The sequence below is a fragment of the Bacillus sp. AFS088145 genome (genome assembly GCF_002564465.1).
Lineage (GTDB): Bacteria > Bacillota > Bacilli > Bacillales > Bacillaceae_G > Gottfriedia.
Window position 1 is genome coordinate 32532 of the sequence record NZ_NUUX01000013.1, and the last position, 13543, is coordinate 46074.

Annotated in this window: 6 protein-coding genes and 1 riboswitch; all 6 genes read right to left on the bottom strand. The window is 35.8% G+C overall.

Annotation, left to right across the window (positions count from 1 at the left end; genetic code table 11):
- Positions 1–10: 10 nt before the first annotated feature.
- Positions 11–8464, bottom strand: coding sequence for an InlB B-repeat-containing protein (locus tag COI44_RS08530; RefSeq protein WP_098427556.1), 8454 nt, complete (start codon positions 8462–8464; stop codon positions 11–13).
- 412 nt (positions 8465–8876) lie between these two features.
- A complete protein-coding gene (locus COI44_RS08535) occupies positions 8877–9248 on the bottom strand; it encodes an alpha/beta hydrolase family protein (protein WP_098427557.1) in 372 nt (123 codons plus the stop codon).
- A 318-nt stretch (positions 9249–9566) separates the two neighbouring features.
- On the bottom strand, positions 9567–10118 hold the full coding sequence (locus COI44_RS24815) for a lipase family protein (protein ID WP_353616008.1): 552 nt from the start codon (positions 10116–10118) through the stop codon (positions 9567–9569).
- 35 nt (positions 10119–10153) lie between these two features.
- Complete coding sequence (locus COI44_RS24090; RefSeq protein ID WP_179887053.1) at positions 10154–10324, bottom strand: hypothetical protein; 171 nt, start codon at positions 10322–10324, stop codon at positions 10154–10156.
- A 190-nt stretch (positions 10325–10514) separates the two neighbouring features.
- Positions 10515–10955, bottom strand: coding sequence for a ferritin family protein (locus COI44_RS08545; RefSeq protein WP_098427558.1), 441 nt, complete (start codon positions 10953–10955; stop codon positions 10515–10517).
- A 333-nt stretch (positions 10956–11288) separates the two neighbouring features.
- On the bottom strand, positions 11289–13193 hold the full coding sequence (locus tag COI44_RS08550) for an APC family permease (RefSeq protein ID WP_098427559.1): 1905 nt from the start codon (positions 13191–13193) through the stop codon (positions 11289–11291).
- Between the two features lie 117 nt (positions 13194–13310).
- A riboswitch (cyclic di-AMP (ydaO/yuaA leader) is annotated at positions 13311–13445 on the bottom strand.
- Between the last annotated feature and the right edge of the window lie 98 nt (positions 13446–13543).

Genomic DNA, 13543 nt, shown 5'->3' on the forward strand with positions numbered 1-13543 from the left:
TATTTTTTTCTTATCGTTTAATACTTACGATTGTTGACCATTCGCCATAAATAGCTTTTCCACCAACAAGTGTGTATGAACGAACTTTGTAGTAATACGTTTTACCTTTACTTAATCCGTCATTTGTTAGTGATGTTGTCGTCACAGAACGTACGTGTTGATAAGTGCCTGTTTTTGATGTCGAACGAACGACTTCATAACCAGTTGCGCCACTTACACGTGACCATGTGATTTTCGCTGATGTTTTTCCAACTAACGTCACTTTTGCATTTGACGGTGCACTTGGTAATTTCACCCACTTAGCATAGATCGTTGTATCTGCTGTGATGTGGTCTTTTTCGAAGTTCCAAGTGATTTTTCCAGCCGCATCTTTCGTCCAACCGATAAATGCATAGCCTTTTTTAGTTGGTGCAGATGGTTGTTTTACTGTACCGTTGTAAACTACTGTTTTTGATCCAACCGAGCTGCCCCCGTTTGAATTAAACTTCAAAGTATAGTTGTTTACTTTCCATTGTGCGTACAGTGTAATGTTTCCTGTCACTGTTAGATTGCTTGATACCGCCACTTTACCAGCTGCATCTTTCGTCCAACCAACGAACGTGTAACCTGTTCTTGTTGGTTTTGATAATGTCACCGTGCTATTGTAGTTAACAGTTTTTGCCGGTACACTATTTCCGCCAGTTACATCAAAACGAACCGTGTACGTGTTGATTCTCCATTGTGCATGTAACGTTGCATCCTCTGTTACTTTGTCTTTTGCAAAGTTCCAAGGCACTAGACCTGCTTCATCTTTTGTCCAACCCACAAATGTATAACCTGTTCTTGTTGGAGCAGACGGCGATGTAACCGTTGTGTTGTAATTCGTTGTTTTATCCGCTACTGCACTTCCGCCATTGCTGTCGTAATGAACAGTATACGAATTGATGTTCCATTTTGCATAAAGGATTGTATTGTCTGTTACTTTGTCAGTTGTAAAGTTCCAAGCAGTTTTGCCTTCAGCATCTTTGTACCAGCCAACAAACGTATAACCCCTTCTTGTTGGTGCACTTGTTGTGTCATCTAATAATGTGTTGTATTCCACTTTAACCGAGTAAACAAGTCCTGCATCTTGTGTGTCGAAGATTACTGAATACTTTGCTGGTTTCCATGTGCCATAAAGCGTTTTAGCTGAATAGATTGAATTTGTGAAATCCCAAGGAATTGTATAATCTGCATCTGCAAACCAAGCTAATTCATAACCGTGTACCGTCGGCGCTGTGATTCTGCGTGCGACAATTCGATCTTTTGTTGCATCCTTCACTTCAGCAGGTGCATTCTTTGGCATTACGAAATGCACAGTATATCCATTTACAACTTTTTGTACTACTGTTACATCAGCATACTCTTTAGCTTTTACAGTAATCGTATAATCTTTAGCTCTTGAGAACAGACTTTGATCCAAAGTAATTGTACGATTTCCTTTATCTACAGTGTATTTCGATGCGTCAACAGGAAGACCGTTGATATTAATGCCAGTAATCGCATTTGCCCAATCTTTGTCAATAAACTCTAAAACCATATCGTTCCCTACTGCGTTATCAGTTGTATCAGCTGTTACAACTGAACCAGCTAATGCATATTTCGCGTAAAGAGTGATTGGTTTTGTCACAATGTTATCAAAATCATATGGCATTGTTAAATCTTTGTCCAAGTACCAACCATAGAATTTGTAACCCACTTTTGTCGGATCAACTGGTTTTGTTGCATTTCTGTCTACGATTTGAGCAGAAAGTGGATCTCCACCATTTGATTCAAACGAAACTGTGTAACCAATAACTTGGTCAACCACTACAACATCTTTATATCCTTCAGAAACAATCGTCACATTGACTTTTTGTCCAACTGTGAATAGAGCAGCTTTTAGGATGATGCTATTATCAGTGATTGTGTAATCCTTATTCAGTTCTAATGTTTTCGCGCCGATTTTAACAGCTTTGATATTATTTTTCCATGTTCCATCATCAGTAAATGGTAACGTAATGTCACTTCCAACAATGTTTCCAGCAACGTCCTTATTCACTGTAGGTGGAACTTTCATCCAACATAGATAGAAAGTAGAATTATCTGTTAAAACTTTCGGATTTGTTGTAATATCTGACTTCTTGTCACTTGAATTCGCTGCATCCAAATAAAGGTCTGGACTAATCGTTAAGTTACCATTTGTTACATGTGTTACACCTGTAGACATATTTGGCGCTGTTGTTTTTCCATTAACTAACGCATCAGAAAAGAAAGCATCATTTGCAGTCTTTAACGTACCACCGTTTAAATCAATATGTCGTCTATAACCAAGTTGAATATTTGGAATTGCAACTGTTTCCCCTGTTGTAGAAGTTAAGGTTAAATTATACCCTTTAATCCCCTCAATGTTTCCAAGACTCGGCATTTCACTAAACGCAAACTTTTCTCCTAGATTGTTTTGACCTGCTTTAACAGCTTGATCATGTGTAGCCGTTTTGAATGAGAGAATACCATTACTTCCGTTAGATGATAATTCATACGTACTTGGGTCTAACGTATATTTTGTCGGGGTCGTATCAGTTGAGCCATCGCTCTTCACTTGATAGAATTTCGCTTCAATATTCGCAATTTTATCTTTTCCTGTTAACCAAGAAACATTTGTTAAATAATCTGGGATGTTGATTTTTAAATCGCCTTCTCCAAGCACCCACCCGTTACCACTTGCATTTTGGTTACTTGGGTCGAATTTCGCTCCATTCGGATTCGATTTATCAACAGGTGAATAACTTTGAGTCGCATTCATTTGCCATTTTGCATAAACTGTTTTGTCTGCAGTTAATACACCACTTGGATCCCATTGAGTTGTAGCCGATGCTTCATTAAACCAACCAAGGAATTTATAGCCTTGTTTCGTTGGCGCAGGAGTATTAAATGCTATCAAATCACTATTCGAACCATTTGATCTACTTGAGGCCGGTTTATATCCAACCGTCATTGGATTAATCGGTGTTCCTCCTTGGCTATCAAACGTAACACTATATCCAACAGGTTGTTGTCCTTTGAAAACAGGATCAGAACCAGCAATTACATCCGGATATACAGTGCCATCTGCACCTTGTGAACTGATCGTAAATCTGTAAAGTTGTGGAAGATAATTTGCTCCACCTGGGTTTACAGTTGCATTACCATAGGTTGAACCATTTTTTGGATCAAGTGTAGTATCCGTCATAAATGTTTTCGCATTGAACGTAATTTGACCCGGTTTACTAATGTCATAATATTTTTGATTCGTATCTGGATTGATCAAATTCGTGATATCCATACTTTTACCATTGTTTGTTGTTACAATCACTTTATTGATTCCATTTCGCCATTTCGCATCTTCTGGGAAGGTTAATGTTAAATCCTTTCCAATATGCGCTACTGTTGGATCAGTAATGATTGGAATCGCTGGCGTCGGAATTGGAAGCGTTGAGATTGTTAATGATTTCGTTACATCTGGGTAACCTGTCGCTTTTACCGTCATTGTGTAATTCGTTGCCGTTGGGAATAATGAACCTGGGAACGTAATTTTTGATGGCATTGTTTGAGATACTCCATTTGCATCATAATACGTATAACCTGGGTTAATTGTCACTAAATTCGTTACATCTGTTGAACCTAACATAATTTTTGTAATTGATTTTCTCCACACTACATCATCTACAAATACTGAGCTTGTAGGAACTAATGAAATCGAAGCTCCATTTTGTAAATCTTCAAGCTTTGGTGTTGATGGGATTTGCTGAGCTGGAGCTGCAAAATTAAGCTTTTGCATAACTTGCTGTACTGTGTCTCCAGCATTTAACGTAATTGAACCTGCATAATCAGTTGTAAAAGTCGTATCTTTATCTACTGTTGTTTGTGCAGTAGGAACACTTAATCCTGCATCAATTGCACTTTGATTTTGCGTACCAAAGTTTTTAAAGATGAAATAGAAGTCATTGTAATCAATTCCATATCCAAAACCTGATGGCTTAATCCAGTAAATATCTGCATCACGGTTAGTGTTTAAGAATGCAGTTTTGTTAGCTAATGTATTCGCTGGATTATTAAAATTATTTAAGTTTTTATATTGATAATAAACATCGATTTCTTTCAGTAAATCTTTCATATCGATGACGTTATCACCATTTACGTCTCCTCCTAATAAAATTGGGAAAAGAGTTGGAAGATCTTTTATAGTACCTGATTGATAACCGAATTTGTTTTCACCAATTACAGGTGTTTTTCCATATCCTTTAAAATGGCCTGGTACACTTGCTTCCATTGAATATGGTTTATCACTAACATCTGCTGTCACCGCATAATATGGATTAATAAACGTATAGGCTATTGTGTTATTAAATGATGTCGGTTGATCCGTTGTAAATTTTTTGCCCTGATCATCCGTCACCGTTACCTTCGCACCTGAATCAACTGTGAATTGTGGATAATTGTTGTTTACGTTATTTCTTGAGAAAGATTCCGCTGCCACACGTCCTCTAATTACAGAAATGTTCTGTCTTACATATGGATCATTTGTTGGAAACCAAGCGATTCTTGTATCTTCACCAGACAAAGTTAAATTTGCTGATAGTAAAATATATGGGAACTGTCCCGTAATTGGATCAGGACTAGTATAGGTCACATCTGCTTCTAATATTGGCATATCATGGTCAAGTGAACCTGCCGGACCTATATTTGAAATTGTTACATCTGTTGTATTTCCGATTTGATAAAATTGATGTTTATAAGGTTGACCTACAGTAAGAACCTTAGTTGGATCAATTCCCTTACTAATAAGATAATTTTTATACTCATCTGTTAGCCGGATATTACTATATTGGTATACGCCATTATCATTCAGTAAAAATTTACCGCCAGTCATTCCAACACCGTAGTGGGTTGTCATAGTGGTTTTGAAAGGTTTATTCGCATCGACAACTACTTTATCTTCGTTTCCTGAACCAACATCTACTCCATTAGATGCAGTTAATGTAACATACGGATTACCCTTTTTAATAAAGTAATAGGTTTGATCATTTATAATATCACTTTCTCCTGAATAATCTGTAGGGTCAATTATAAAATCACTACCTAGTTTATTTTCTACGTCCTCTTTCGTCACACCAAAGTGGAAACGACCTTTCTCATTTGTATTGAAGTATACTGTTGGGAACATACTATCTTGATAACCTACAACACTGTTCAATCCTTGATCAACAGGAACAGGTTTGCCAGTCGTAGGACTAGGTACTGATGTTTCTCCATTATTTTTCATCACGTCTACGTTCGAGTCATAAACTGTACCCGTGAACCCTTTAATTTCTTGTCCAGGTAGATACCCTGTCGGATCAATTTCATAAATCCCACCCTTGGAGTCTGCATCCATTGTCATTGTTGGTGGTGTACCGTCAACATATAGCGTATCTTCTGCAGTGTATCGTTGTCCGTCTTTACCAGTTGCAATCATCTCAAGAGAATATGCGCCTTCTTTTAAAACTTGAACATCTTTTGAAATACCAGATGCATCATACGTACCATTATATTCCTTTGTAAATGGAAGATACCATCCATTAAATAGAGTGATACGTGGGCCGTATTGGACACCAGGGATGATACTACTACCGTTGGATAAGGTGTTAGCTACCCCTATATATTTCCCGTCTTTGTCTTTTACTAGGATATAATAGTTATCCATTTCGTTATTTACCGAGAAATAATAAGATGAAAGATTTCCTACTGGCGTTGCTTTAATCCCGACTTGGAAATTATTAATTCCTTTTTCCGCAACTGTAATTGTAAACGGAACGCGATAAGACTCTGATGAATCAGCTGCGTTTACTAGGTTAATATACCCTTCGTAAGTGCCTTCTACTGCATTTGATGGTACTGTAATTTTTGCTGTTGCTTTAACAGTACCTCCACCGCCAACATTAATGTTTGTTACGTTTTGTCCATCGACAGTAAAATCAACTTTTACATCATTTCCAGTGCCCGGACCTACTTTATTCGATCCAGCAAATTTTGTTGATATAAACTCAGTACTTACTTTGAATGTTTTACTGCTATTTCCTTGGTTAGAAACATTAAAATCTTTTGAAGAAACAACATCATCTGAGCCGTTCGTTGCACCTTCTCCTCGACCTTTAAAACCAAAGAACATGCTTCCTGTAAGGTTTTCAACCTCTTTCAGAGTATTATCTGAATCTGCTGCGTATGCTTTATCTAAAACTTGAATTTTCACATCTGTCGCAATGGCACGAGCAGGATTAACACGTCCAGCACCAACTTGGTAAACACTATATTTCTTTGAATCTGTGTCAATACTTTTAGCTGTATTCATTAACACTGCTTTAACATCTGCAGGTGTATAATCTGGATGTGCAGCTTTAATTAAAGCTGAAATACCAGCAACGTGTGGTGTTGCCATTGAAGTACCAGACATAATCTGATAACCAAGTTTATAATCATGTGATGCATTTGGCTCCCAAATATCGTATGGAGCTGTTGAAGAAATATCAACACCTGGCGCAACAACATCTGGCTTAATTGTCCAATCTTTAACCGGACCTGTTGAGCTGAAGTTTGCTAATTCATCTCCACTCTTACTAATAGCAGCATCTAGTGTTGTAGGAAAAGTAATACTTGCAGTTTTAGGGTCTTTTTTAATCGCATCAGATAGAGCTTGTCCTTGTGCTTGTGTCAATGAAATGGAATAAACATTATCCATGCTGACACCTAAGAAATTAGGAATATAGCCTTGGCTATCGCTATCATCCGTATTATCCCAGATAATCATACCCGCTGCTCCAGCTTTATTAGCATTTGCCATTTTTGTTTGTAAATAGTCTACGCCACGCTTTACTAGAACAAGTTTACCTTTCACATCAATTCCGTTATAGTCAGCTTCACTTCCTAAACCAACATCAACGATTGGAAGCGTTTGTCCTTTATAAACATCGTCTGATTGTGAAAAGTTTTTACCAAATAAACGTGCTTTATAAGAAACTGAACCATTTTTAATTGTCATTGTTGCAATATCTTCAGGAACCGTACTTGCCCCTACAGTAATTGCTAGTGCTGAAGTTCCTGGTGAACCAACTGTAGCTTGTCCAGGGCCACTATTACCTGCAGCAACATCACACACAACACCAGCTAAAGTAGCATTGTTAATTGCAATACTTGTTGGGTAAAGTGGGTCATTAATTGTTGCACCAAGTGATAGGTTAATAACATCCATATGATCTTTTACAGCTTGATCGATACCACTTAGTACAGATTCCGATGTTCCGTGTCCCCCTGGTCCTAATACACGATAACCATAAAGAGCTACATCAGGTGCTACCCCATTTGCCGAATAAACATCGTTATTATTCGTCGTATTTGCTGCAATTGTACCGGAAACGTGAGTTCCATGCGAAGTAATATATGGCTTATAACTTGAAGGAGGTGTTCCCCAAACTGGATTTGAAGACGCCTTATCAGCTGCCCAATCATCATAAGTTGTTTCCATAGGATCATGGTCATCCACGTATTTTATATTTCCGTTTGCATCAAAACCTTCATTATTAACAAGGTCATGTCCACCATATAATTTTCCATTTTCATCATGTGTTACTTTATAAAGGTCAGGGTGATTGTAATCGATACCTGTATCCAATACACCCACTTTAACTTTTTGACCCGCACGCGGACCCGTTTTAATGACACCTGTGTTACCATCAGCTTGAAGTTTATCAATCCCTAAATATGAAAGCGCTGATGTTGGCTTGCCAACAGATGTACTTTTTGTTGCTATAGTTTTAGAATTTCCTTCATCAGGTAAAGAATATTCTACTTGAGACCAAACAGACGCAACATCTGGACTTTCTGCAAGCTTTTGAACTAAATTCGCTGGTAAGGTTAAAGCAACTCCATTAAATGCATCTGTAAATTCTCGCGTGATGCTGATTTCTGTTTTAACAGTTTTGCCGCCAGCAACCGAAGTTTTAGGTTGTGTATTTAAAAAGCTCTTAAAATTTGCATGTGAATCTTTAACTTTATTCTTAGCATCTGAATATTCATTATCAAAAGCTTGACTATTTGCAGTTGCCCCACCTTTAGCTAAAGATTCCTTAATGATTTGTATTTTAGCTGGATCTTGTTTAAATTGAACAATAACATTAACCTTTTTTGAACCGATTAAATCCTTTTTGTCTACACGGATTTTTTCAGCATGTTCTGCACCAGTCAACTTATTAATATTTGCTTTTTGTTCAGCGGTTAAGCCTGATAAAATGCGATTTACTTCATCTGCTGAAAATCCGTTCGACGGTTTCTTTTGCTCGACTGACGAATCAGTACTTGCGAAAACCGCCCCCGGAGGTAATGCAACATTTAGCAACATTGCACTTAACGCAACAGCAGACACTGCTTTTTGCTTCATCTTTCTCTTCTTCATGTTTACCCTCCCCAAATAACGTCAACATCTGTAGAAATTTTCAGTTTTTTGTCTACAACTTCATCATACAGGAAGGCGAAATCACTTGTATTGGGGGAATTTTCAATCCGTTTTGCGTCATTTGGGGGAAAATGAGTAGTAGTTTTATTCGAATTGTCTTCTTTTTTCTCGTTTTTCTTCTGTTTTAAACTGATTTTGCGTACATCTTCCTATTTTTCCATTTTATATAGTTCATTTGCCTTATTAAAAATTGGGGGATTTTTGATACTTTTCAGAAATATGATGCTTTCGTTGTTAAAAATTCCAATTATTGCATAACCATTCAGGGATTACTTCTTTCCTTTTCTTTGTTGAAGACTTTTTTAAATGTTTCCATTTTTCTGTCTTGACGGATTTTGGGCAGTTTCGTATACTATCGGTAGACATACATATGGGTTCGTGCTGCTGAAATACAAGTAAATCCTCTATGTGTTTTTCCAACATTTTCGGCAAATGGATACTCTATTTGATATAGGTCCTGGTCTGATTCATTGTCTTTATATGAATCTGTCCCTCTAAAAGCTATAATGATTTCATCTCTTAATTCTGCGATAAATCCAAATGGTTCAGCTACTGGCTCTTCAACTCCTGCATAAGCATAAATCGTATAGTGGAGTTTAAAACCTTTTGGTAAGACAACTTCTCCTTTGTCACTCTCTATTAATTGATTTGATTGATAACACATTGCGGAAAGTAAAATTGCATCTTTACTATTAAATACATTCTCCACTCTTGAGTAATCCATTTTAACAACCACCTTTTTTAATACAAGGTTTTGGACAGTTACAAGTTCGTTGGAAAGGAAAACACATTTCTGAATTAGGACAAAAATCAGGATTTTCATTACATAATTTGATCGCATAATCTGTATTTAAATTACTCAAGTTTTTAAAATAACATCCTATACCATCATTCCTTGGCGTATCATTCAACTGGAAGGAAATTGGAAACTTTGTATTTACATGTTGATAATAGATTCCCTCCTCTGTAAATGGTGGAGGATAAAATTTTTCTGGAAAAGTGGTAAATGAATCATGAATATTAACGATCCTTTGACTACTTTTTACGACTTGATTAAATCGATAAACAAATCTGGATCACCTACACGTGGACTCCCATAAGTATAAACGGATGCATTTTTAAATTTTGAGTTCGTTATAATATCTAAAGTGGCTAATGTTGCTATTGCTCCACCATAGTTGTGCCCAGTAATAAATAGTTTTTTATTCTTTGGAAACTTGTTTAATTCTTTAAATAATTTTTTTCTTGTAGATTGGTAAATACATGTAAAGCCTCGGGAAGTTTTACCGCTATTTTCAACATAGGGAAAAGGAACTTGAAGTATATCATAGGCTGCAATAAGATCTGCTGGATAGGCGGCATATCCTCTAAATGCGATAATAATATTTTCCTTTGACTCGGCAATAAAACCAAATACCTCAGTCGTAGGATTCTCTACATTTACCTCAGCATGAATACTATACTTTAGGACGTAACCTTTTGGTAAAGTAATCGTTCCTTTTCGAAAAAGTACATATGTTTGATAGCTGAATGCAGCTAAAAGAATAGCTTCTTTGCTATTTAAAACATTCCTTTTTTCGGAGAGTCTCAACATTACCCGTCCTCTCTTTTTTATACTGTAAGAAATAGTTATAGTGCGTGTGTTTCCGAGATTGTCCCTTGCCACATAGTAAGGACTGGCTGACCATAGTATGTCTGTACTCTAAAATCAGTATTTTGTGTATATCTACTCGATAATGGTTTAAACCAAATTGGATTACCTGCTTGATCCATCATTAAGGAACCAGTTTGACCAATCATAGTTTTCCATATGCAGTGTATGGAGCAACAAAAATATAGCCTGGAACTTTTCCAGATTTATTCACATGTATGTTAACCTTCCTAGGATGCAAGGTAGGGGCAGATTTAAAACTCATAATTCTTGATATATATTTTTTGATTTTTAAGATGAAGTTTTCAAAGTCTGGTTTTCCATGCTCAATATCATCTCCTAACCAACTTTATTTTTCATGTAGAAATAAAGGAACCATACTGCATGATTTTGCTCATCTTTTGCTGCTCTACTAAAGGCATTTTTAATGAATTGATTTGATGTTCCATCAGAAACACCTAAATAAAAATCGACTGTTTCTTGTTCATCTTTTAGTGCAAACTCCAAACCTTCAACGTATGCATTGGGACAATCTTCCGTTACTTTCTGTTGTGGTTGTTTTCCTGTTAAATTAGTATAAATTGATACAAAAAGGTTGTAATGCTTTATTTCATCTTCTTTTATTTCTAAAATTGTTTTACGTTCATCCTCATTCTTAGCCAGACTAGCTAATTTTGTATAGCATTTAATAGCTGAATATTCACCATTAATGGCCTTTTCTAATTCACTAATTAGTTTATGATCCCTCTCATACGAATTCCCATAGTATTGATCATACATAACCTCACCTCTAAAATTCTTAAGTTCAGATCAAGTATTTATTTAATTTCTCATACATTGTATGATTCTTTCATCAATATTAAGATTAATTTTTTGATGACCAATCTATTGAGGATATCTTCTTAATTTTATTCAATTTAATAGGCTGGTAATTTCTATAAGCTGATTTTATTGTCGGGAAAAGAGCTCCTCTGTTCATATGAAACGATAGTAAGAATGATCAAAGTACATATATAAAACGCAAGATACTTTAGGTAGAACAAAAAAAGGTTTTTCACTACTTTTATAAGCCAAAATAAAAAAGCATGAAATAAACATTTCATGCTTTTAATATTATTTTCTCAAATGATAAGGAACCGTGGTAACGACTACATCCTTTTGACTGATTAACCAGAGTCGAAGTAAAAGTGCTGTTTGATTGTGAAGTAAATTATGCCACCATCTCTTAGGAATAAATTGTGGAATCACAATTTGCACGTGACTATCTTGTTCATTTGCTTCAATTAACTTAATGAATCTTGAAAGGGGTGCAAGTACTGAACGATACGGGCTTTTTAGAACGACTAAGCGACATGGATTACCCCATTCTTCCCATTTTTCTTCCATTCTCTCAATTGATTCATCATCAAAGCCTACATAAACAGCGATCGGTTCTGTTGCAATACCTTTTGCAAATGACAATGTATTATGAACAACTCGATGAGTTCCCGAAACTAATACAACTGTTATGACTTTATTAGCTTCTGGTTTAAACGAACTTAAATCGATCCTTAATTCGCTTGCTACATTTTGATAATGTTTATAAATCGCTAAAGAGAAGAATATAATTGTCGGAATTACGACTAAAACAACCCAAGCACCATCTACAAATTTTGTAACTGCAAAGATTACGGTAACAACAGAAGTTACAATTAATCCTATTATATTTATTGCTAATTTAACTTGCCATTTAGGCCCTTTTACTCGCTTCCATCTTCTTGTTAATCCTAATTGTGCAATGGTAAATGATAAAAATACACCAATTGCGTATAGTGGAATTAGTGCATTTGTATGTGCTTGGAATGCAATGATTAAAATACTTGCTGCTGCAGCAAGTGCTATAATACCATTAGAATAACCTAAACGATCGCCTCGGTTTGTAAATCCTCTAGGTAAAAAACCATCAGCTGCAACGATCGCTGCTAACTGTGAAAAACCTGTAAAAGTCGAGTTAGCTGCCAAAATTAAAATAATAAATGTGAACCAAATGATTACTTGATATAAAATCCCATGACCAAAATACACCTTTATTAATTGTGATAACATCGTATCATTTGGATTAGGTGAAATGCCGTTTACATATAAGTGATAAGCAAAACCTAAAAGTGTAATTGAAGTAATTACGCCTAATGCTATATATGTTTTAATCGCATTTTTTTGACGAGGTTCTCTAAAAACTGGTACTGCATTTGAAATTGTTTCAATACCTGTTAAAGCTGAACATGCAGAACTAAATGCTTTTAAAACAAGTAAAATACTTAATCCTTGTGGAACTGTACCAAATGTAGGTGTATGGTGCTGTACAAATCCATTTTGGAATTCGTCAAAAAATCCGGTAAAAATCAAAAGTAACATACAAATCATAAAGCCAAATGTTGGCCACGCAAATATTTTAGCTGATTCAGCAACCCCACGAAGATTGACAACTAATAATAAAAATACACAAAATATTGCTAAAACTGTTTCATAAGGTGCAACTGCTGGGTATGCAGATGACACAGCTTCAAGTGCAGCAGAAACTGAAACTGCAACTGTTAAAATATAATCAACTAATAGAGAGCTTGATGCTACGAGTGAAACCCATCGAGGTTTGAAATTGTCTTTGGCAATCGCATATGCTCCACCACCACTTGGATAAGCTAAAATCCCCATAATATATGAAAGTATAAGAATTCCTAATAAAAGTACAGTAGCTATTGTTATCGGTATAATATACCAGTGGGCTTTTGTCCCTAGACTCATTAATTCGGTCATCCCAGCCTCTGGCCCATAAGAAACAGATGAATACAAATCAGCTGCAAGAATCGGTAAAGCAATAAACCAAATTAGTTTATTGTGCTGGGCATGTATTTCTGCAGTTCTCATTGGTCTACCAATAAATACTCGCTTTACACTGTTAAAATTTGCAACCGAGTAATAAATCCCAAATATCGCTAAAATAAATAGTCCAATTTCTATATATTCGGACGGATGATGCATGATTCTCTCCCCTTTAAGAAAACAAATAATATTGGTGTTTTACAGCCAATTTCCCAATTTTTTGCATACAGAAAAACACTAAGCTTTACTTAGTGTTTAAAAAACAATACTAAATAAACCCCCTTCTTTAAATGCTTACGAGGTTAGCTGTCGGATTCGGGATTAAAGAATACCCCTACCTTTACAAAAAGGATTCACCCCAATAAAGAATTGGTTCCCCCGCTCTTTTTTTAGATTAAGCAACTATGGTTTTGAATTAGAGAAATATAGAATTTAAATGTAAATATATAACTTCAGGTTAAATTTGTAAAGAGACTTTTACTAAAATTTACAACATTTTTTTTGAAACC

Coding starts and splice junctions, on each gene's coding strand:
- COI44_RS08535 (WP_098427557.1), bottom strand. CDS start 9,248: ATGGATTACTCAAGAGTGGAGAATGTATTTAATAGTAAAGATGCAATT.
- COI44_RS08550 (WP_098427559.1), bottom strand. CDS start 13,193: ATGCATCATCCGTCCGAATATATAGAAATTGGACTATTTATTTTAGCG.
- COI44_RS08545 (WP_098427558.1), bottom strand. CDS start 10,955: ATGTATGATCAATACTATGGGAATTCGTATGAGAGGGATCATAAACTA.
- COI44_RS24815 (WP_353616008.1), bottom strand. CDS start 10,118: ATGTTGAGACTCTCCGAAAAAAGGAATGTTTTAAATAGCAAAGAAGCT.
- COI44_RS08530 (WP_098427556.1), bottom strand. CDS start 8,464: ATGAAGAAGAGAAAGATGAAGCAAAAAGCAGTGTCTGCTGTTGCGTTA.
- COI44_RS24090 (WP_179887053.1), bottom strand. CDS start 10,324: ATGATTGGTCAAACTGGTTCCTTAATGATGGATCAAGCAGGTAATCCA.